18 protein-coding genes are annotated in these 19,134 nt (G+C 62.9%); 12 read left to right on the forward strand and 6 right to left on the reverse strand.

Features of this window, described 5'->3' with window-relative positions:
* Positions 1 to 217: 217 nt before the first annotated feature.
* On the forward strand, positions 218 to 1,129 hold the full coding sequence (lpxC, locus tag CKO25_RS01640) for a UDP-3-O-acyl-N-acetylglucosamine deacetylase (RefSeq protein ID WP_200386140.1): 912 nt from the start codon (positions 218 to 220) through the stop codon (positions 1,127 to 1,129).
* Between the two features lie 52 nt (positions 1,130 to 1,181).
* On the opposite strand, the gene CKO25_RS01645 is transcribed toward lpxC, so the two are convergent.
* The gene (locus tag CKO25_RS01645) at positions 1,182 to 1,670 is read right to left on the reverse strand and encodes a DciA family protein (RefSeq protein WP_200386141.1); all 489 of its coding nucleotides are present in this window, start codon (positions 1,668 to 1,670) and stop codon (positions 1,182 to 1,184) included.
* Between the two features lie 159 nt (positions 1,671 to 1,829).
* Between CKO25_RS01645 and CKO25_RS01650 the strand changes: the two genes are divergently transcribed.
* From CKO25_RS01650 to CKO25_RS01670, 5 genes are all read left to right on the forward strand, one after another.
* Positions 1,830 to 2,777, forward strand: coding sequence for a M23 family metallopeptidase (locus CKO25_RS01650; protein WP_200386142.1), 948 nt, complete (start codon positions 1,830 to 1,832; stop codon positions 2,775 to 2,777).
* Positions 2,778 to 2,924: 147 nt separating this feature from the next.
* On the forward strand, positions 2,925 to 5,768 hold the full coding sequence (gene secA / locus CKO25_RS01655; RefSeq protein ID WP_200386143.1) for a preprotein translocase subunit SecA: 2,844 nt from the start codon (positions 2,925 to 2,927) through the stop codon (positions 5,766 to 5,768).
* Positions 5,769 to 5,814: 46 nt separating this feature from the next.
* A complete protein-coding gene (argJ, locus tag CKO25_RS01660; RefSeq protein ID WP_200386144.1) occupies positions 5,815 to 7,002 on the forward strand; it encodes a bifunctional glutamate N-acetyltransferase/amino-acid acetyltransferase ArgJ in 1,188 nt (395 codons plus the stop codon).
* Positions 6,999 to 7,949: a Nudix family hydrolase gene (locus CKO25_RS01665; RefSeq protein WP_200386145.1), complete on the forward strand. Its 951-nt coding sequence runs from the start codon at positions 6,999 to 7,001 to the stop codon at positions 7,947 to 7,949. Before argJ ends, CKO25_RS01665 begins: the two co-directional genes overlap by 4 nt.
* Positions 7,950 to 8,068: 119 nt before the next feature.
* Positions 8,069 to 9,598: a glycosyltransferase family 39 protein gene (locus CKO25_RS01670; protein WP_200386146.1), complete on the forward strand. Its 1,530-nt coding sequence runs from the start codon at positions 8,069 to 8,071 to the stop codon at positions 9,596 to 9,598.
* Positions 9,599 to 9,675: 77 nt separating this feature from the next.
* On the opposite strand, the gene CKO25_RS01675 is transcribed toward CKO25_RS01670, so the two are convergent.
* The 3 genes from CKO25_RS01675 to CKO25_RS01685 form a co-directional block, all read right to left on the reverse strand.
* Complete coding sequence (locus tag CKO25_RS01675; protein ID WP_200386147.1) at positions 9,676 to 9,870, reverse strand: DNA gyrase inhibitor YacG; 195 nt, start codon at positions 9,868 to 9,870, stop codon at positions 9,676 to 9,678.
* Positions 9,871 to 10,638, reverse strand: a complete 768-nt coding sequence (gene zapD / locus CKO25_RS01680) for a cell division protein ZapD (RefSeq protein ID WP_200386148.1) — start codon at positions 10,636 to 10,638, stop codon at positions 9,871 to 9,873.
* 159 nt (positions 10,639 to 10,797) lie between these two features.
* A complete protein-coding gene (locus tag CKO25_RS01685) occupies positions 10,798 to 12,774 on the reverse strand; it encodes an LOG family protein (RefSeq protein WP_200386149.1) in 1,977 nt (658 codons plus the stop codon).
* Positions 12,775 to 12,993: 219 nt separating this feature from the next.
* On the opposite strand from CKO25_RS01685, the gene CKO25_RS01690 reads away from it, so the two are divergent.
* The 6 genes from CKO25_RS01690 (at position 12,994) to CKO25_RS01715 (ending at position 18,213) form a co-directional block, all read left to right on the forward strand.
* Positions 12,994 to 13,743, forward strand: coding sequence for a YebC/PmpR family DNA-binding transcriptional regulator (locus tag CKO25_RS01690; protein ID WP_200386150.1), 750 nt, complete (start codon positions 12,994 to 12,996; stop codon positions 13,741 to 13,743).
* Complete coding sequence (gene ruvC / locus CKO25_RS01695; RefSeq protein WP_200386151.1) at positions 13,736 to 14,317, forward strand: crossover junction endodeoxyribonuclease RuvC; 582 nt, start codon at positions 13,736 to 13,738, stop codon at positions 14,315 to 14,317. Before CKO25_RS01690 ends, ruvC begins: the two co-directional genes overlap by 8 nt.
* A 4-nt stretch (positions 14,318 to 14,321) precedes the next feature.
* On the forward strand, positions 14,322 to 14,930 hold the full coding sequence (gene ruvA, locus CKO25_RS01700; protein ID WP_200386337.1) for a Holliday junction branch migration protein RuvA: 609 nt from the start codon (positions 14,322 to 14,324) through the stop codon (positions 14,928 to 14,930).
* A gap of 75 nt (positions 14,931 to 15,005) precedes the next feature.
* Entirely contained in the window at positions 15,006 to 16,103 is a 1,098-nt protein-coding gene (glcE, locus tag CKO25_RS01705) for a glycolate oxidase subunit GlcE (RefSeq protein ID WP_200386338.1), read from the forward strand.
* Positions 16,104 to 16,111: 8 nt separating this feature from the next.
* Entirely contained in the window at positions 16,112 to 17,323 is a 1,212-nt protein-coding gene (glcF, locus tag CKO25_RS01710) for a glycolate oxidase subunit GlcF (RefSeq protein ID WP_200386152.1), read from the forward strand.
* Positions 17,320 to 18,213, forward strand: coding sequence for a 2-hydroxy-3-oxopropionate reductase (locus tag CKO25_RS01715; RefSeq protein ID WP_200386153.1), 894 nt, complete (start codon positions 17,320 to 17,322; stop codon positions 18,211 to 18,213). Before glcF ends, CKO25_RS01715 begins: the two co-directional genes overlap by 4 nt.
* 2 nt (positions 18,214 to 18,215) lie before the next feature.
* Here the strand turns inward: CKO25_RS01715 and CKO25_RS01720 are convergent, their stop codons facing one another.
* Both CKO25_RS01720 and CKO25_RS01725 read right to left on the reverse strand, forming a co-directional pair.
* The gene (locus CKO25_RS01720; RefSeq protein WP_200386154.1) at positions 18,216 to 18,530 is read right to left on the reverse strand and encodes a hypothetical protein; all 315 of its coding nucleotides are present in this window, start codon (positions 18,528 to 18,530) and stop codon (positions 18,216 to 18,218) included.
* A 27-nt stretch (positions 18,531 to 18,557) separates the two neighbouring features.
* On the reverse strand, positions 18,558 to 19,133 hold the full coding sequence (locus tag CKO25_RS01725; protein ID WP_200386155.1) for a hypothetical protein: 576 nt from the start codon (positions 19,131 to 19,133) through the stop codon (positions 18,558 to 18,560).
* Position 19,134: the final 1 nt, after the last annotated feature.

Consider the following 19,134-nt stretch of genomic DNA (forward strand, 5'->3'; position numbering starts at 1 on the left):
ATCAATGAGTTTGAAAAAGATTCGTTATTGATCTTGATAAACGTCGGGGAAAACCCTAAGCTTGTCACCGAGCGGCTCCTCTGCGAGCCGCGCCAGGATATGGCGAATGGACAACGGGTGTGGACCCAGCAGGGATCCGCTGAATCGCGCCCAGTCGTCGACCAACCGGCAGTGGATGCCGATCGCCGCGGCGACATGCGATGGGAGAACTCGACCGATGCTCAAGCAGCGTACCTTGAAAAATGTGATCCGGGCGACCGGCGTTGGCTTGCATACAGGCGAGAAGATTGCGCTTGCCTTGCGTCCAGCCGCGCCGGACACGGGAATCATATTCCGCCGTGTCGATCTGGCTCACCCCGTCGAAATCAAGGCCACGCCGTTCAATGTGGGCGATACCCGGCTCTCCACGACGCTGGTTAATGGCGATGTGCGTGTTGCCACCGTCGAACACATCCTAGCGGCGTTTGCTGGCCTGGGGATCGATAACGCCTATGTGGACGTCGGTGCGCCAGAAGTCCCGATCATGGACGGCAGCGCTGGTCCATTCGTTTTTCTGATTCAGTCCGCCGGCGTGCAGGAGCAGAATCGCGCCAAGCGCTTCATCCGCGTCAAGCGGCCGGTCGAGGTGCGTGACGGCGATAAAGTGGCCCGCTTCACCCCCTATCATGGATTCAAGGTCGATTTCTCGATCGACTTCGATCACCCCGCGTTTCACGCGAGAGCCAATCGCGCGGTCATCGACTTCTCGAGCGCATCCTTCCTCAAGGACGTGAGCCGAGCACGGACCTTTGGGTTCTTGCGGGAGATCGAGGCGCTCCGGGCACAGAATTTGGCCCTAGGTGGTAGCTTGGACAATGCCGTCGTCGTCGATGAATACCGCATCCTCAACGAGGAAGGCTTGCGTTGTGAGGATGAGTTCGTCAAGCATAAAATCCTCGACGCGATCGGGGACCTCTACCTGCTCGGTCATACCCTGATCGGATGCTTCCAAGCGCACAAATCCGGTCACGCGCTGAACAACCGAATCTTGCGTGCTCTGATTGCCGACGCGAGTGCCTGGGAAGAGGTCGTGTTCGAGGATCCGGCGGCTTCTCCAATCTGCTATGCGCACCCCTTAGCGCTCGCATGACCCAGTGGTCTGTCGTCATGAACCACGCCGATTCAACGGGCTGGTCAGGCCGTCAGCTCGGTTGATCACCGCCGCCACCGCTCTCGGCGAGATGCCGTAGGGCGTGCGCGAGCGCAACATCCGTCATCCCCGCAGCCGCGTCCTGCAGTAGGGTCACGGCCCGCGAACTTAATCGATGGGCCCTACACTCTCGGCGCGGGACTTGCCCCGGTCCACCCCGGCTTGGATCCTCGCGGCCGGCGCGCGTGGCGACCCGGACCCGGACGATCACCTTCGCGACACCCTCGTGTTGCAAGGTCCGGACGAGGTCGTCAGCGAGAAAGCGGGCGCGCATCGCCCATGCCGAAGAATCAAAGAACAGCGTTAGGCTGTGATGGATGAGCGTCACATCGCAACAATGCGGACGCAGTGCCGCGGGCAGGCCTGTCAGCACTTGATCCAGTAACACGCGTTCGCGATCAGACCACTCAAGATGACGTCGCAGCCTCGGGTTGTGCTTGAGCAGATCACGGATGTGCGTCAATCCAGCGCGTTTCGTCAAGTGCCTTGCTCCACGGTTGACAGCGTGAAATCGATGATTTGGATCGATGTCTGTGACGCACCGACGAGACAGTTCGAATCAATCGATGTTTCGAATAAACCGACAATCGTAGTATAAGGTAACGCTGATTTGTATTCAGAACCAAAGCAGAGATCCTCGATGCATCACCTCGACCGACGAAAACACGTTCGCGGACAGGCCGTTATTGCGCTCTTGGCCGTCACTCTCTTCGCCCTGGCTGGCGCTGGATTGGGATACTGGATCGGTTACCACCAATCACTCATCAAGACTGTCGACAATCTCCCCTCAACCATCCGCTCGCCTCATTCACTGCTCGCCCCCCTGCTCGAGACGACTGTATCCATTGAAGACCTGACCGCCGCTGGAGATCTCGATGCCATCGCGGCACGACTGGGTGAAATGCAGGCCGAGTTGATGCGGCTCAACGCGCTCGGCGAGCGTCTCGTGCGGATGTCCGGGCTCAGTCCCGCCGAGTTCGACTTCGAGAATCCCCCCCCGCGCGGTGGACCGGAAGAATCGCCGGTGCGCGACTACACGATCCGCGAGCTGGCCAGTGAACTGAGCAGTATGGTCAGTTTGGTCCAAGACCGTCAGCGCAAGCTCGAAGTCATTGAAGATGTGATCATGGAGAAGGATCTGACCGCGCAAGCCGTGCCGACAGGCTGGCCGGTGCGCTCGGGTTATGTCACCTCGCGCTTTGGTTTTCGCGTTCATCCCATCAGGAAATCACGCAGCTTCCACACGGGTGTGGACTTTGCGAGTCCGCGTGGTTCGCCCGTGATCGCCGTTGCCGATGGGGTCGTCACCTTCAGCGGTCGCCAGGGCGGCTATGGTCGCATGGTCGACATTCGCCACGTGAATGGCTTGGTGACGCGCTATGCCCACAACCAAGAGAACTTGGTGGTTGAGGGCCAGATGGTGCGCCAGGGTCAGAAAATCGCAACGGTGGGATCCTCCGGCACCGCAACCGGGCCACATGTGCACTTCGAGGTCCTGAAGAACGGCAAGGCAGTCGATCCCTTCCGTTATATCGATCGCTCGCCATCCCCGATTCTGGCCAGCAATGCCGATGAGCAATCCGGCTGAGGCGAGGGCATTGACCTGCTGTTCACGGCGGGTTGCGCCGGCTCCGAGGCCGCGCGAGACCACGGCCATCAGGCTGCCATCACTCTGCGAAGGTCATTGAATTCCGGTATCATCACGGGATTTCCCTGACAGGTCGCAACTCAACCGATGGTCAAGCATCTGCTCAAGAAGGTCTTTGGGAGCCGTAACGACCGGCTCGTGAAGGCCCTGCTCAAGTCCGTAGCCCACATCAACGCCCTCGAGCCTGAGATCGAAGCGCTCACCGACGAGGCGCTGGCGGCGAAGACGCTCGCGTTTCGTCAGAGTCTCGCCGACGGGGCCACGCTTGAGAGTCTGCTTCCCGAGGCCTTCGCGGTGGTCCGGGAGGCGGCGCGACGCACGCTTGGGTTGCGTCACTTCGATGTGCAGATGGTCGGCGGCATGGTGCTGAATGACGGCAAGATTGCCGAAATGCGCACGGGCGAGGGCAAAACCCTCGTCGCCACGCTCGCGGCCTATCTCAATGCGCTACCGGGCAAAGGGGTGCATGTGGTGACGGTCAACGACTATCTCGCGCGGCGGGATGCCGCCTGGATGGGGCAGATCTATCATTTCCTGGGGTTGAGTGTGGGGGTGATTAATTCGTCCGGCGGACTTGGTCCGGATTCCGCCTCGTTTCTGTTCGACCCGAGTTTCGAGCCCACGGATGGCCTCGGTTATCGACACCTTCGACCCGTTTCGCGCCAGCAGACCTATGCCGCCGACATCACCTACGGGACCAACAACGAGTTTGGTTTCGACTATCTGCGCGACAATATGGCCTTCATCGCGCAACAGCGCGTGCAACGTGATCCCTTCTACGCCATCATCGACGAGGTTGACTCGATCCTCATCGACGAGGCGCGCACGCCACTCATCATCTCCGGTCCCTCGGAGGGCAACACCGAACTCTACAAACAGATCGATCAGATCATTCCGCGCTTGACTCGACAGGATCCCATCACCAATGAGGAGGGCCAGCCGGATTTCGGTCCGGGTGATTATTCGGTCGATGAAAAAACGCGCCAGGTTTATCTGAGCGAGGAGGGGCACGAGCGGGTCGAGGAGATGCTGGTGGAGATCGGTCTGCTCGGCGAGAGCGGCGGTCTCTACGATCCGGGCAACATCGCCCTGATGCATCATGTGTACGCGGGTCTGCGCGCGCATGCGCTGTTTCAAAAGAATGTCGACTACATCGTGCGCGATGGCCAGGTCATCATCGTTGATGAATTCACCGGGCGCACCATGCCTGGTCGGCGCTGGTCCGAGGGGCTTCATCAGGCGGTCGAGGCCAAGGAGCGGATGCCGATTCAGCCCGAAAACCAGACCATGGCCTCGATCACCTTCCAGAACCTCTTCAGGCTCTATCCCAAGCTGTCGGGCATGACCGGCACGGCCGATACCGAAGCCTTCGAATTCCAGCAGATCTATGGACTGGAAGTCGTGGTGATCCCGACCAATCAGCCGATGGTCCGCGATGATCGTGGTGATCTGGTCTATTTGACGCAGGCCGAGAAATATGACGCCATTATCGAGGACATTCGCGATTGTGTGGCGCGTGGACAACCGGCGTTGGTCGGCACGGCCTCGATCGAGACCTCGGAACTGATCGATCGGCTCCTCACTGAGCAGCGGATCCCGCATGAGGTTCTCAATGCCAAGCAGCATGAGCGCGAAGCGGGCATCATTGCGCAAGCCGGTCGTCCGGGTGCCATCACCATTGCCACCAATATGGCGGGACGCGGCACGGATATCGTACTCGGCGGGAATCTCGAGGCGGAACTCGAGGAGGCCGGTCCGGATGCGGATCGCGAGGCCGTGAAGGCGGCGTGGACAGCGCGACACGCGCAGGTCGTTGCGGCCGGTGGCTTGCACGTGATCGGGACCGAGCGTCATGAGTCCCGTCGTATCGACAATCAGTTACGGGGTCGTTCCGGCCGTCAGGGCGATCCGGGGTCCTCGCGCTTCTATCTCTCGCTCGAAGACAACTTGATGCGCATCTTCGCCTCCGATCGGGTTGGCAAGATGATGCAGAAGCTCGGGATGCAGAAAGGGGAGGCGATCGAGCATCCCTGGGTGACGAAAGCGATCGAAAACGCCCAGCGGAAGGTCGAGGGGCGCAACTTCGATATCCGCAAGCAACTGCTTGAGTATGACGACGTCGCCAACGATCAACGCAAGGTGATCTATCGCCAGCGGCGCGAACTCATGGACAGTGTCGATGTGTCGGAGACCGTCACGGCGATGCGTGACGACTCGCTCACCCGCCTCATCAACAGCTATATCCCTCCCGAGAGTCTCGAGGAGCAGTGGGATGTCGAGGGGCTGAGTACGGCCTTGCAGCAAGACTTCGGAGGGGACTGGCCGATCCGTCAGTGGCTCGACGAGGATGAACACTTGCATGAGGAGACATTACGCAAGCGCATCCATGATCGCGTCACGGAGGCCTATGGAGAGCGGGAGCAACGTGTTGGTGCCGCGACCATGCGCCAAATCGAGACGGCCGTGATGTTGCAAACCCTCGATGGCCACTGGAAGGACCATCTTGCGGCGATGGACTATCTGCGCCAGGGGATCCATCTGCGCGGCTATGCGCAGAAGAATCCGAAGCAGGAATACAAGCGCGAAGCCTTCGAGATGTTCTCCGCGATGCTCGACAGCATCAAGCATGATGTCGTCTCCACGCTGGCGAAGCTGCAGGTGCAAACCCAGCCGGCTGGAACCGCGGGGCCGGCGCTGCCCGCCGGAGGGTCGCCATCGCCCGCCGGACAGTTCGAGTTCAAGCATGAAGCCTTCGAAGGTTTCGATCGCCGTGAGGAACCCGCGCGCGCGCTGAGTGGTGAGGCGCGGGCCTCCGAGGCAGGGCCGGGGGCGCAACCCTACGTGCGTGGTGAGCGCAAGATTGGTCGCAACGAACCCTGCCCGTGTGGCTCGGGCAAGAAATTCAAGCAATGTCATGGTAAGGCGAGCTGACGAGGATGATGGGCGTGAACAAGACCGTCTCAGGCGCGGGGGACGTATGATCGTCCCCGGGGTTCGGTTGGCTGCCGGGGCCGCGGGGATCCGTTACCAGGGGCGGGATGACTTGGTCGTGATGGCACTGGATCCCGGGACGCGGTGTGCCGCGGTGTTCACGCGCAATGCCTTCTGCGCCGCCCCGGTCCAGGTCGCGCGGGATCATCTGGCCGGGATCGCGCCGCGTTATCTCCTGATTAATGCCGGTAACGCCAACGCCGGGACGGGGCCGCGCGGTCTGCGTGATGCCCGGAGTTGTTGTGAGGCGCTCGCGACGCTCGGGGACTGTCAGGCGAATGCCGTCCTCCCCTTCTCGACGGGCGTGATCGGTGAGCATTTGCCGGTCGAGCGGCTCATCGCCGCATTGCCGGAGGTCATGGCGAGGTTGCGCGAAGACGCTTGGCCCGCCGCCGCCCGCGCGATCATGACCACGGATCAGGTTGCGAAACTGGTCTCACGCCGGTTCCAACTCAATGGCCGCGAGGCAACAGTGACCGGGATGGCGAAGGGGGCCGGCATGATCTGCCCCAACATGGCGACCATGTTGGCCTTCATCGCGACCGATGCGGCGGTTTCTTCCACACTTCTGCAATCCTGCCTGCAGGATGCGGTCGCGCGCTCCTTCAACGCCATCACGGTGGATGGCGACACCTCGACGAACGATGCCTGCGTCCTCATGGCGACCGGGGCTTGCGGTAACCCTGAACTCGATCACCCCGACACCGCGGAGGCACAGGCGTTTCGCGCCGCCCTTGAGTCGGTCTGCGGCGAACTGGCGACGGCGATCATCCGGGATGCCGAAGGCGCGACCAAACTCGTTACCGTGGAGGTCGACGCCGCGGCAAGCTTGGCGGAAGCCAGGCTGGTGGCCTACACCATTGCCCATTCGCCGCTGGTGAAGACCGCCTTGTTTGCCTCTGATCCCAACTGGGGCCGGATTCTGGCCGCGGTTGGACGCGCCGGTTTAGATGACCTGGACATCGAGCGGGTGCGGATTTATCTCGAGAATGTCTTGATCGTCGATGCGGGCGCTCGCGCACCAGACTACACCGAGGCCGCAGGCGCTGCCGTCATGGCCAAGCCGGAGATCCTCATTCGGGTCGTCTTGGGACGGGGGGCGTGCGCCGCCCGGATCCTGACCTGTGACCTCTCGAGTGACTATGTTCGGATCAACGCGGAGTACCGGACTTGAGTCACCAGGCGATCCACGTCATGGTCGGGATTCTGACCGACCCGACCGGACGCGTTCTGATCGCCAAACGACCCGAGCAGGTTCATCAGGGTGGTCGATGGGAGTTTCCGGGCGGCAAGCTCAAACCGACGGAGACGCCTGAACAGGGACTGGCGCGCGAACTGGCGGAAGAGCTCGGCATTGAGGTGCGGTCGAGTCGCCCGCTGATCCGGGTGACTCATTCCTATGAGGATCGCAGGGTGTGCTTGGATGTCCGATGCGTGCTTGCCTATACCGGGGTCGCCACCGGACGCGAAGGTCAGCCGCTGGCTTGGCAATACCCCGAGGAGCTGGACCCGGCGGTCTTTCCCGCGGCTGATCGGCCAATCATGACCGCCTTACGACTGCCCCCATATCTGCTGATCACTGGCGATGATCCAGCTCGACCCGATGCCTTTCTCAACCGCCTGACCCGTGCGCTGCATAATGGCGTTCAACTCGTTCAACTGCGTGCGCATGACTTGGATGATGAGTCGTATCGTCGCCTGGCCGGAGGCGCTTATGCCGTGTGTAAAGCGCATGGCGCGCGGCTCGTGCTCAATCGCGACCCGGCGCGGGTCGCGGATGTGGCGCGTCATGGGTTGCATCTGACCGCGGCGCGCCTCGCGCTCACCAGGGTGCGTCCTGGCGGTGCCGGTGACTGGGTGAGCGCCTCCTGCCACACGGTCGCTGATCTCTCCCGGGCGGCTGAGCTGGGACTGGATTATGCCGTGCTCTCCCCAGTCCAGCGGACGGCCTCGCACCCGCTGACGTCGCCGCTCGGTTGGCAAGGATTCGCCGCATGGATCGAGCCGGTGTCGCTGCCGGTCTATGCGCTCGGCGGTCTGACAGCAGCGGATCTGTCGATCGCGTATGCGCATGGTGCGCAGGGGATCGCGGCGATTCGGAGTCTGTGGCCGCGCGATTGACTTGAGCACCGGCATCTTCATTCACGGCGGGTGCTGGATCCGACTCGGCTGCGTGCGCAGCGCAAGGGGTGCTCCGGTCCTGAACCCAGTTCATCGGCTCGTCTGATTCACACTGCGCAATGCTGTCACTCCCCCGGCTAATGACCCGTGACGCGCGGATCGACTCGCGCTTTCTGCTCGGCTTGCTCCTCTATTTCAGCCTCTTCGCCGTGGTTCGGGTGCTGATCTCCGACGCTCTCGAACTCGACGAGGCCGAACAACTGTTGCTTGCGCAATGGTGGCAGTGGGGGTATTCCGCCCAGCCCCCTTTGTATACCTGGTTGAGTGCTGGAGCAGAGCGCCTCTTTGGCGTGAACCTCCTCACCGCGAGCCTGCTGCGGGAAGCGCTGCTGTTTCTGACCTATCTGTTCGTCTATTTGACAGCCTTAAGGGTTCTTCAGGGGCCGCGGTTGGCGATCGCCGCAACGCTCTCCCTTCTCTTGATCCCGCAGATCCTGTGGGAGAATCAACGCGAACACACGCACTCGCTCCTCGCGCTCTGCCTTGCCGCTGCCACTCTCTATCTGGTGATCCTGCTGCTTCAGCGACGTCACCTCGCCACCTATCTGGCGTTGGGGCTCGTCGGTGGGCTGGGGGTCCTGGCGAAATACAACATCCTTTTGTTTGATTTCGCGCTTGCCGCCGCGCTCTTGACCTTGGCGGAGGGGCGGCGGCTCCTGCTTGATTGGCGCTGTGCCATCGCGCTCGGGCTCGCTCTGCTGATCCTCTCGCCGCATCTCTTCTGGCTGTTGCAGCATCTTCAGGCGATCAGTGATTTGCATGCGGTCGTTGCGGGTGAGGCACGCCGGGTGAGTGCCTCTCTTCAAGTCCTGGTGACGGTCCTCGTCTTCCTGACTCCCATGTGGCTGGTGTTCACACTGATGTTTTATCCCGCATTGAGAGAGGGTCTGCATGCGGGTGTGAGGGGTGTCGCGGTCCAGTTGATCCTCCGCTACCTGGCGGTGGTCCTGGCGCTGCTGCTGTGCGCTCAGTGGGTCCTCGGGATGGGCCAAATCAAGGAACGTTGGTTGCAGCCGCTGCTCTTTATGGTGCCGATCGCATGCTTCGCGCTTCTGAATGCACAAGCGGTCAGGCGTCGTCGACTGAACCTCTACTCGGGCATCGCGCTCACCGCTGGCGCCCTCGCCTTGCTCGTCACTGCCGTCCGTCTGCCGTTGCTCTCCGACGCCAGCAAGCCCTCACGGCTCCACCAGCCCATCGCTGAATTGGCGGCGTTGATCGCGCCGCTTGCGCCACCCGGCAGCCTGCTGCTGGCCGAGGAGTATGCCCTCGCCGGTGCCTTGCGTCTGCACTTGCCGGATCGTGTTTGGTATGGCCCACGTATGAGCTATGTGGTGCCGCCCATCCCCCAATTGGTGCAGGACGCCAAGCAGGTTGTGCTCCTGTGGGATGGCGCGCGCCAGGAGTCGGTCCCGCCCCAGCTGCGGCATCTTGCCGAGGACGCTGGTCTCAGGCTGGAGGGGGCCGTTCCAGGATACATCGAGGCGCCTTATCGCTATGGACTCGCGCGGCACTACCGCCTAGGGATGCTCGTGGTCCCAGGGCCGGCGTTGGAGACCTCCGTGTTTCAGGCTGATCCAGATCGGTGAGGGTGTTGACGCCCCGGTAACGGTGCTCAAGTGCGCCAGGCACCGCACGGGAGGAGGTCCATGAGCGGGCGCGCGGCTCAGTGCTCGGTCGAAGGGTCCTCGGGGCCGACCGCCAAGCCGGAGTCATCCGTGACCGGGATGCGGTGCGTCTCCTCGAACCACTCGCCGAGATCGATCAGCCGGCAGCGTTCGCTGCAGAAAGGGCGCCAACGCGCCTCGGGCCCCCAGACGACAGGCTTCTTGCAGCGCGGACAGGGAAGGATTCGATCCATTTAGAAGACGCAGCAGGTGAGTTTGAAGGGGATGTCCTCGGGGCTCTGGGATGGGCGCGCGCCCGGTTCGGCCTGCATGAAACGAATGCTGAAGCGGCCTTTGTGCCCGCTGATCTCGGGATAGATCGCACCGACACCATTGATCCCGACACGTACCATTTGCACGGGAATGTGCGCGTCGAGTGCCTCCTGGAAGAAACCGGACTCCGCAACCGCCTGCCGTGGGGCGGCACTGGTGCGTGCGAGCGAGAGCACGACGCGAACGGCGCGCTCCGCCGGCCGGAGATCCTCCAGCCAATGCTCAAGGCGCGTTTGGCGCATCTCCGGTGGCTGAATCAACCAATAGTGATAGTGCGGAAGGTCAAAGCTACAGGTGCCACCCGGAATACTCGCCCGCTGCGCGATGCCCTTGAGGAAGTCATCCTCGCGTGCCACCTGACCGATGGGTCCGGAAAGTTGCTGGATGGCATTGCTGGCTCCTTGTAAATCGCTCAAGACTCGCTCGAGGGCTTGCGGATCGATCCCCGGTTGATCCGCGATGCGCCTGATGGTGGTCGTGTAGCGTTCGAGCTCCTTGAGCAACTCGGTTTTGATGTCAGCGCGCGCGGTGACGGAGGCGAGGTCGAGGAGTGACTCGACCGCGACGCGTGTGGCCCAGGCGTCATACTGAGGGGCAAAGTGGGTGAGCCGTTCGAACAGATGCTCGATCCGCAGGAAGGTGCGGACGCGCTCGTTCAGCGGATGCTCAAAGGTTAGGAAACTGGACACAAAGGTACCTCGGACGCGGCGCGGTCCTCGCTCGATCAAGACAGTCAGTCAGCGCAGCAGTCGTTCTGACGTCGCGCGGCCGTGGTGGACATGCGCGATCCCGTGACCTGGATTCTCCAGATTTTGCCTCGGGTTGTCACGGGGCGAGTGTGGCACGCATCAGCCAATGCGCAGTGACTGCTTGTAGAAGCGGGGGACGGCATCCGGATCGCTGGTCATGAGGAGATGTTCCAACAACCAGTCCGGCAGACGGCCCGCGCGCTGCATCTGTGCGAATTGGGTGCGCAGTCCGTCCCAGTAGAAGGTATCGCGCGAGTCGTCGAAGAAGACGACTGGGCCGGCCTCGATCACGCCGAGTTTCATATCGGTTAAGGTCAGCCCGATCTCTTCGAGCGTGCCCACTCCGCCGGCGAGGAAGAGATGGAAACTGGCGATCTCGAACCAGCGTTGCCGCGATTGGCGGCTGCGTGCCTGAAAGGTTTGATAATAGTCGGCGCTGCGATTGGGCTCTTGATCGAGGGTTTCGATGAAGCTGGAGCCGACGAGGATGCCGAGCCGTTGGGCGGCATCGGTGATCTGGCGCATGGCGCCGGGTCCGCCGCCGGTGAGGATGCTGATGTCACGACCGAAGAGTCCGATGAGATTGGCCAGCAGTCGCTCCGCTTTTTGGAGGGTTGGTTTGCTCATGGGCTTGACTGAGCCGTAGATCGCGAAGACGAGACTGGAGTGAAAACGCTCGACTTGGTCGGCGGTGGTGAAATAGCCACGCAGTCCGCGGAAGACGTGTCGCACGACATGGCCGCGGGCTTCGTTGCACCAAAAGACCGCGATGCCGAGCGCCTCATAGTCGGCGAGACGACTGTGGTCGCGGGCGGACAGGAAGGAGCCGTGCTCGAAGGAGGCCCGTCGAAACACGATGCGCCCGATCCGCCGCCGTAAGGCGGCGGTGCAGATTTCGGTGTGCTCAATAAGATTCGGGAAATAACCGAGTAGCAGGGTCGCCCGTGCGCCGTCAGGCACCCGATCGAGGACGCTGATTCCACACTCGGCGCTGGTGTCGAGCAGCAGTCCCTCAGCGACGAGTCCGGACGCGAGATCGGTACCCCCGCGCGGATCGCGTGGGATCTGGGGCTGCGTCCAGATTGCATCGGGCGCGCCCCCGCGGCGCAGGCGCTCGGGATGGGCCGTGACGGCCATCATGCGGTGTGAATAGTGCTCGTGCGGCCGGGTCGTTTCGAGTCGATCGAAGATCTTGACCAGCTCCCGGTATGCTTGCGCCGTGTCGTGGTCACGCGGATTGGCGTGCGTGCATGCTCCACCGTGCCAGTAATGACGCGGCGGCGTGACCGCGAGCGCCTGATGCACGGAGGCCGCGACACTCGGGTTGATGATCAAGTGTTCCGAACGGTTGATGAATTCAAGATAGATGCGCGTGCCGCGGGTCGAGACCGGGTCGAGCACGGTCGCCTGAAGGTGAAAGCCCAAGGCCTCATCCAGGTTGCGCAGGACCACGTAGTGGCGATGCAGGAACATCGAGCAGGCCGTGACCAGTCCATCGCGCGGTTGCAGCTCGATGTGCTCCACGGCCTCGCGCACTTGGAGACGGTTGAGTAGATCCTTCCCATCGGCATGGGTCGCAATGGTGGTGACCTGTTCCAGCGTCAACGGCTTGAGGAAGCGAAAGCGTTGCCGCTGGGGGCGGATCATGAGATAGCCATTGCTATCGATCGAGAAGCCGGCGGGGACCTGGATCTCGTTGTCCTTGATCAGTTGATGGATCTCGGTGGAGCGCAGCCGATTGCTCTCGGGACAAAAGACCAGCCGCCCCACGCGCAAACCGGGGACGACGATCTGGCACAGGTGTGCGCCGATGCCAAACGAGGGGATCGCGGAGACGACCTGAAGTCGGAGCCGGCAGAGGTCGCCCTCGACGCGGGGCGCGTCGAGCGCGCAGATGTCGATCCCGATGCGCGCGAGTCGGCTGCGCGCCGCGAAGACCAGCTCCGCCTCCTGATCCGCGACCAGTCGGCGGAAGTCCGGCGAGATCTCAAATCGCGCCTCGACGAGAGCGCTGGTCTCGCTCCGGTCCAACACCTCGGTGATCCAACCATCACCCGTTTCTGGGGTTACGTACATGGGTCTGTCCTAAGCGGTCGGTGCGCGTGTGGTTCGGCGTGATGTTGGTCTGAATCCTGCCCGTGGCAGTCGTGGCCACCACCACTGGGCATACCGGTGACACGACCGCCAGTGCTAGAATGCGCGGCCGAACAACATGCAGTGCGGCTACCCTGGTGTCAACCGGCATTGGCACCGGCTGGCCGTGGTCGCAGCCGGATCGAGTGAGAGGGGGCTTCCATGGCCGGTCACAGTAAATGGGCCAATATCAAGCATCGCAAGGCGGCTCAAGACAAGCAGCGCGGGAAAATTTGGACCAAATTGATCCGTGAAGTGACGGTCGCGAGCCGGGAGGGAGGCGGGGATCCCGCCGCCAATCCGCGGCTTCGCTTGGCGATGGATAAGGCCTTTGGGGCCAATATGCCGCGTGATACGGTCGAGCGCGCGATCAAGCGTGGCGCCGGGGGGATGGACGGCGAGCACTATGAAGAGATCCGCTACGAGGGCTATGGCCCGGGCGGGGTCGCCATCATGGTCGATTGCATGACCGACAATCGCAACCGCACCGCGGCCGAGGTGCGGCATGCCTTCAGCAAGCACGGAGGCAATCTGGGGACCGATGGTTCGGTGGCGTATTTGTTCACCAAACAAGGCATCATCAGCTTTCAACCCGGTACCGATGAAGATGCCGTGATGGAGGCGGCGCTCGATGCCGGCGCGGAGGATGTGCTCGTTAATGATGACGGCTCGATCGATGTCGTGACGACTCCCGAGACCTTCACGGTGGTCAAAGAGGCGCTCACGGGCGCCGGGTTCGATACGGAGGTGGCTGAGATCTCGTTTAACGCCTCCCTGCTCGCCGAACTCGATCGTGACGCGGCCGAGAAACTGCTCCGGCTCGTCGATGTCCTCAATGAGCTCGACGACGTTCAAGACGTCTATCACAACGCCGATGTCGCCGATGACATCCTGGCGGAACTCGATGGCTGAGCCCGATGGTTGCCGAATAGATAACCGCGTGCGCGCACGACCGGACGCCGCGCACCTGCCTCATCGCATCCTTGGCATCGACCCCGGGTCACGCCGGACCGGTTTCGGCCTGATCGACACCAACGGGCAACGCAGTCTGCGCATCGCCAGCGGAACGCTTCAGGTTGGCGCGCATCCCTGGCCCGAGCGTCTCAAGCGGATCTTCGATGGTGTGGCGGCGATCGTTTCCGAGCATCGTCCGCACGACATGGCCGTCGAGCAACTGATCTTCGCGCGTGATCCGGCCGCGGCACTGAAGATCGGCCAGGCCCGTGGTGCGGCGCTTTGTGCGGGACTCTCATCCGGGGTCAACGTGCACGAGTACAGCCCGAAAGCGGTCAAGCGCGCGGTGGTGGGATCCGGCGCGGCGGAGAAGTCGCAGGTGCAGCACATGATCCGAGTGCTGCTCGGTCTGGTGGAACTCCCGGGTGAGGACGAGGCCGATGCCTTGGCGATCGCACTCTGCCACGCGCATTCGATGTGCGTCCCGGGGCGGGGGCGTGCCACCGCGTCATGGCGGGACTGGCGGCCTTGAGCAGATGATCGGTCGGTTACAGGGCCGGATCCTCGCCAAGCATCCGCCACATCTCATGCTGGATGTGAATGGGGTGGGGTATGAGCTCGAAGCCCCCATGTCGACGTTTTACGCCCTACCCGCGGTTGGGGAGATGGCCATCTTGGTCACGCACCTGGTGATCCGTGAGGACGCCCACAGCCTGTACGGTTTCCATCGCGAGCAGGAGCGCGGGCTCTTTCGGGTCTTGATCAAGGTCACGGGGATCGGGCCACGCATGGCCTTGGCGATCCTCTCGAGCATGGATGCAACACGCTTTAGCGAATGTATCGAGCAGGGCGATCTCGACACCCTGATGCGGGTGCCCGGGGTTGGGCGCAAGACCGCTCAGCGACTGGTGATGGAACTGCGCGATCGACTCGGGGCGACCTCGCCCCAAGGTGCGGGCGAGCAGGGTCGAGCCGTGGCGCACCTCGACACGCGTGGACAAACGCTCGCGGATGCGGTGAGTGCATTGGTTGCGCTGGGCTACCGTCCGGCTGACGCGACGCGCATGGCGCGGGCGGCTGATGATGGGGTCGGTGCGGCGGAGGATCTCATCCGCGCCGCCCTGCGTACCGCGAATGCGCGCTAGGCCGATGTCCATCCTGGTCGCCGCGAGCGGTGAACCGGTGTGTCCAACAGCGGAATCCACAGCAGGGGAATGATGGTGAGCAATGACCAGACCGCTGAGTTGCAAGCCCGGGTCCGCGCGGCGGGCGAGGCGGGAATCTCGCTGTGCGTGCAGGGGAACGCCACCAAGACCTGGTTGGGCCGTGCCCCCGAGGGTGAGCCGGTCGTCGTAAGCGAACATTCTGGCGTGCTCAGTTATGAGCCTCAGGAGCTGGTCATCAGGGCCCGCTGTGGCACGCCGTTACAAGAGATCGAGGCAATCCTCGCCGAGCGAGGCCAAATGCTGGCCTTCGAACCGCCCCACTTCGCAATCCCCTCACCGGGTGCCGTGGCAACACCAGGGGCCACGCTCGGCGGCACCATCGCCGCGGGTCTTTCCGGACCGCGACGTGCCGCGGCCGGCTCGGCGCGTGATTTCGTCCTGGGCACGCGGGTCTTGACCGGTCGCGGCGAGGTGCTGCGCTTCGGTGGCGAGGTGATGAAGAATGTCGCCGGATACGACGTGTCGCGCTTGATGACTGGAGCTCTTGGAACCCTTGGTATCCTGCTCGACATCAGTCTCAAGGTGCTGCCGATCCCACCGCTCACGCGCACGCTGAGGCGTGAATGCTCGCTGTCGCAGGCCTTGGCCTTGATGAGCGACTGGGCCGCGCGTCCATTGCCGATCAGTGCAACCTGCCACGTGGGCGAACAACTCTGGGTTCGTCTCGCCGGCAATGAGGCGGGAGTCGTTGCGGCCGCCAAGAGCCTCGGCGGGAATGCGCTCGATGATGAGGTGGCTGCGCGCTTCTGGAGCGATCAGGTGCGTGATCAGCGCCACGTCTTCTTCGCCGGTCATGAACCGCTCTGGCGATTATCGTTACCGGCGGCGGCACCGCCAGTGTTTCCGCTGGATGCGCAGCTGATCGAATGGGGTGGAGCGCAGCGCTGGGTGCGCAGTGCGATCCATCCGGAGGTGATGCGGGCGCAGGTGGCGGCAGTCGGTGGCCATGCCACGCTGTTTCGCGGCGGCGATCGCCGGAGCGAGGTGTTTCAACCGCTCCCGTCCGCGCTCATGGAACTGCACCGAGAGGTGAAGCACGCGTTCGATCCCCAGGGCATCCTCAATCGGGGGCGCCTTTACGCAACGCTCTAGGAGCAGGCATGCAGACCGAGATCCTTCCTGAGTTCTTGAGTCAGCCCTCGGGGCGCGAGGCCGAAACCATTCTGCGCTCCTGTGTGCACTGCGGCTTTTGTACCGCGACCTGTCCGACCTACCAACTCCTGGGGGACGAACTCGACGGGCCACGTGGGCGGATCTACCAGATCAAGCTCGTGCTCGAAGGCCAGCAGCCGACCCGGATCACGCAACGGCATCTCGATCGGTGTCTGAGCTGTCGTGCCTGCGAGACCACCTGTCCCTCGGGTGTGCGTTATGCGCGTCTCTTGGATATCGGCCGGCATCTGGTCGATGAGCGCGTCACGCGTGGGGGCATGGAGCGTCTCATGCGATGGGCGCTGGTGAGGTTGCTTCCCTACCCGAAACGGTTCGGCCCGCTGTTGCAGATCGCGCGCTGGACCGGCCCCCTATTGCCCAAGCGACTGCGCAAGAAACTGCCCGCGCCACAACCGGTTGGTCCGCTGCCCCCCACGGTAGGCCGGCGTCGCATGCTGGTGCTCGGCGGATGCGTGCAACGCGTGGCGACCCCGCGCACCAATGCGGTGGCCGCGCGGGTTCTCGCGCGCCTCGGGTTCGATCTCGTCGATGTCCCACATGCGGGCTGTTGTGGTGCGGTCGCTTATCATCTGGGTGCCGAGGATGAGGGGCGCGCGGCGATGCGGCGCAATATCGATGCCTGGTGGCCAGAAATCGAGTCCGGATGCGAGGCGATTCTGGTCAACGCCAGTGGGTGCGGTGTCATGATCAAGGAATATGGTCAGGCGCTGGCCGAGGACTCGCAGTATGCCGAACGCGCCAACCGCATCGCGAACCTGGCGCGTGACCCGATCGAGGTCCTTCAGGACGCCGACCTCAGCCCACTCGGCCTGCCTGGGCGTGGTCGTCGAGTCGCCTTCCATGCGCCCTGCACTCTCCAGCACGGGCAGCAATTGCGCACGGTTGTCGAGCCGTTGCTGACTCGGCTTGGATTTCAGTTGACGAGTGTTCCTGACGCGCATCTCTGCTGCGGTTCGGCGGGCACCTACTCGATCACGCAACCGGCGCTTTCGCGGCAATTGCTCGAGAACAAGGTTTCGGCGCTCGAGTCGGGCACGCCTGAGATCATCGCAACCGCCAATATTGGCTGTCAGTTGCACCTCGGGAGTGGTACCTCGACCCCGGTGGTGCACTGGCTGGAATTACTGGAGGCCGCATGAACGAACGGATCGGATTCATTGGTTTGGGGATCATGGGAAAACCAATGGCCTTGAACCTCATGCGGGCCGGTTATGCGCTCCAGGTCTATGCACGCCGACCGGAAGCACTCCATGAGCTCGTTGAGGCTGGAGCTACACCGGCCCCGACTCCCGCCGCGGTGGCGCGGGATGCGAGTGTGATTTTCACCATGGTCGCCGACACCCCGGACGTCGAGGCCGTGATCCTGGGCGAGGAGGGCATTCTTGCCGGGGCGCGTCCGGGTTCGGTTGTGGTGGATATGAGCACCATCGCACCCTCGGCGACCCGTCGGATTTCGGCCCGTCTGAAAGCTGCCGGGATCGACATGCTCGACGCGCCGGTCTCGGGGGGTGACGCCGGGGCACGGGCAGGCACCTTATCCATCATGGTGGGCGGTGCGCTCGAGACCTTCGAGCGGGTTCGTCCACTGCTCCAGGTGATGGGAAAGCATATCGTTCACGTTGGTGGCGCGGGTGCCGGCCAGGTGTGCAAGGCCTGCAATCAGATTGTGGTCGGGGCCACGATCGCGGGCGTTGCCGAGGCGATCACCCTCGCCCAAGCGAGCGGTGTCGATGCCACGAAGGTGCGCGAGGCACTGCTCGGCGGTTTTGCCAGTAGCCGGATTCTCGAGGTGCATGGTCTGAGAATGATTGAGGGCGACTATGCCCCTGGATTTAAATCACGACTGCACCATAAGGACATGGGCATCGTGCTCGCCGCGGCGAGCGAACTCGAGATCTCACTGGAGATCGCCGAGCGGGTGTCCGAGTGGCTCGCGACTTTAGTCGTCCAAGGGTGCGGAGACCTCGACTCCGCTGCCCTGTTCGAACTCGTTCGTCCACCGACTCGGCCGCGGGATCAGGCGTCCTGAACTCATTCGTAGATGCTGGTCGAGATCCCGTTCCTGACCACGACACGGGCAACGCCGGCGGGCCCGATCGGGCACATGTAATTGACGATCGAGATGGTGCGGGTGTTGTTCTGCTGCGCTTCGGACATCAGCATCAAAGCGCCTTCATTCGGCGAGTAAGCCGGCATACAGCCGCACATCACGAGGTCGTCGGTGCTCATGCCGGCGGTCAGGGTGCAGCTGTCGCCCGGACGATTCCCGGTCCGGGATTGACAACCGAGCGCACCGACTAGGAACAGGAGGATCAGCGTGCGACCGACGTCGCCGCGGCCACGCATCACGCCCCCGCCGTCTCGTGCCCGTCTCTACCGGAACTCGACTTGCCCTGATACGGCGTGGATGAAGGTGGCGACGACACCGTCACCCACCTCCAATTCAGCCAGCAAGGCGGCGTCGTTGACGTCGAATTCAATCGTTTCCTCGGCGCCTTGAATGCTGACGGTACCCTGGTCGCGATCAATGCTCTCGACGCGTCCGTAGAGCGTGAGGGTGTCGGTGATGGTCCCGGCTGGTCTTTTGGTCGCTTCTTGATCGATCCGCGTCTCCTGCGTCACGCCGATGGCGCCGGCCTCGTCACCCTTGACGAGATCAATGAGCACGGCATCCGTCTGCGAAATGGTCAGGCGATTCCCAATCTTGATCTCGTCGAGGCGCTGTACCTCGGCCGGAACATGAATCACCTGAAAACGCCCATCGGGTGTTCTGATCGTGAGCATGCGCGTCTCGGTATTGACGATCTCGACGATCCCGGTGAGCTCGGAGGTGACCTCTGAACCCGCGACGGGGATCACGTCGACATCGGCGGATAATGGCGCCGACAGTGCGACGAGTCCGGTTGCGCAGGTCAAGGCGATGGCGATGTTGCGTTGTCGTTTTGGCATG

The organism is Thiocapsa imhoffii, assembly GCF_016583985.1.
Classification (GTDB): domain Bacteria; phylum Pseudomonadota; class Gammaproteobacteria; order Chromatiales; family Chromatiaceae; genus Thiocapsa; species Thiocapsa imhoffii.